Annotated in this window: 1 protein-coding gene; it reads left to right on the plus strand. The window is 41.2% G+C overall.

Translation table 11 applies throughout. The annotated features are described in order from the left end of the window. Window positions 1–1,230 precede the first annotated feature (1,230 nt). Window positions 1,231–1,455, plus strand: a complete 225-nt coding sequence (locus RJD38_RS22215) for a hypothetical protein (protein WP_367971738.1) — start codon at window positions 1,231–1,233, stop codon at window positions 1,453–1,455. The last annotated feature ends 981 nt before the right edge of the window (window positions 1,456–2,436 follow it).

The raw sequence follows: 2,436 nt of genomic DNA on the forward strand, positions 1-2,436 counted from the left end.
TCTAGCCAATTCCTTATCTTGTTGGGGACGGTGTTTTCTAGCTTTGCTATTTTTATCTCTAGTTCTTTTAGTCGGCTGTCTATCGTTTGTTGCTCATGTTTTGCTACCAATTCGTTTTGGTTCTTTTTAAATTGCTCTATCCCTAGTGACAGGATGCATCGAAGAAAATCAGGGGTCGTCATGACTGTGAATTTACCCAAGAGTTCTAGTTCTTCTTTATGCTGATCGTCTACTCGAACGCTAATCAGGTGTTTTTTGTTCGACACTCTACGCTTTTCCTTGTTTGCAAATGTAAATCTCAATGTAACACAGTGATTTAGCTTCGATTCTTTTTGTTTATGCTTTGTTTTTAAGGCACGCTGTCGATGTATACAAGCTCGTTCCTCACTTTGTCTCATCGCGTGCCAAAGGGCATCCCTTTGAACCCTTTTCTCTGTAATCCGTAGCTTTTCCTTATTGCGTCTTAGGTCGGATTTTTCCTACATCGAACAAGTTTTGAACAGAGCTAAAAATTACCACACACCACGCAAAACTTTTGTTTTGCCTAAGTGGTTGTCTGTAAAGGGGAATTCGGATTTTAAAAGTTTGAAAAAATCCCAAATCAATGTTGAGCAATTCGTATTGGCAGTGTAATACGAACGTAGAGAATCGTAATTCCACTTATTTATCAATTGGTTAATATGAGCCAAACTTGATTTGTAATACACATTTACATACAGATGTATACGCGTTTTGAAGCTCCGTGTATTACTAGTGTAGTGCTAGTGTATTAGCTGATTTCTGGGGTTTTAGATTTTTTTAGATCTTATTTCTGACGCCTCGCTGTGCTCGTTGTCGGTTCATTTGACTAGGCAAAGCTCGTTGCACTCGTTTTACCTGGTCAAACGAACTTCAAAAAAGAAAACTATTCCTTTTGAGTGTTTGAGCTTGAAAGGAGGGTTAACGAAGTGGTGTAAAATATGCCCTGTAAATCGCCTAAAAAGCGTCACAAACTTTCAAATTAATTTCGAGGTATCTCGGGTGGTTTTATGCACAAAATCGCGCCTAGGCGTTTCTAGGGCGCTTAACGGCCTGTTTTTCGCTGCAAACTCTCGCATTTAACATAATAGGAATAATGACTACCGAATATTAAGACAAAAAAACGGTCAGATTTTGGAGTTTAGTCTCTATTGCGAATTTGTTTTGTAGTTGATAAAATGTGATGCAGATCACACTACAAGAAGGGTTGAAATGGATCGTTCACTAAAAGAAATTACATGTTCCAGTTGTAATTCGGCTTTCTCGGGGGTTTTGGATGGTTATTTTTCCCCGCTAGAAAATTATTCAGCTAAGTGCCCTCAATGTGGCGGTTTTACTTCTGTTGATAATGCTGGTGCGTTTATAAGAGTGAATATACCTGACGATGCTGTTGTAATTATTAAAACACATCGAACGAAGGTGGTCGATTTACCATAACGGCACTTAGTGCGAACTACGATTTAGACACAAAAAAGCCTCCACTATGGGAGGCTTTTTTGTGGGGGAAATTCATGAACATCAAAAAGGATCATTGAGATCAATTGCTTTTGGGATTAATCTCTTTCCCCATATGTGACAAAACCAGCCGTAGGAAGCTGGTTTTCGTCGAGATACTTACTAACGTTTAGCCGCGTTGAAGTCCTTTCATGATAGATCATATCAAGTAGTCACTTCAAGTAATTATCCCCAAGTAATCGGTGGTTGGGTTAGAGTCACTAGGGTTACGGGACAGCATAGAGATGTAGAAACCCAAGGGTTTCCTCCACAAATTAGAGACTTTCAACCTAGTACGTTGTTATTTGCTCTAGTCTGATGGGGACTAGCGGAATTGTCGAAAGCATCACCCAAATGAGTGGTTCATCCTAAGTCTACGAACAATAGCGGTAGCAAAGAGGCTTGCACATTGGAGAGTTTACTTCCTTGCAAGGCACTAACAGGATGGGCGCGAGAGACGGGCGACAAGGCTCATAACAGAGCGTAACTCTCGCAGTGAACCGGTGTTATCAAGGTTCATCTGATGAAAAATTAACTATACTCGGCTCCGGTCGGCAGTTTCATCAGTCACCACTAAGAGGCTTTTTTTAGAGCTTCTTAGGGTGAGTGTACCCTGAATCCCCCTCCTACCTCTTCCATTCAGCAGCCGAATCCCCCTTTAGCTCTTTTAGAAAAAATAAAAAAAGAAACTTATTCAGCGCGGAGCGCAAACTAACTGCGTTCTCAAGGTTACTTAGCGATTGTGCGTAAAGTTCGGGGCAGCTTGCTGTCCCAACTTTTCCACATGAGCGCTTTTTGAGTTACCCCTGTCACTATCGGGTAGACAGTGACAGGGGTTTAGATGCGCCGTTTTTATTGGCCTCTGCTTCATTTCCTTTTGGGTTACGCACATTTTTCGCGCACACGTTACTCTGTCACTTCCTT

Source organism: Vibrio scophthalmi (genome assembly GCF_040869025.1).
Classification (GTDB): domain Bacteria; phylum Pseudomonadota; class Gammaproteobacteria; order Enterobacterales; family Vibrionaceae; genus Vibrio; species Vibrio scophthalmi.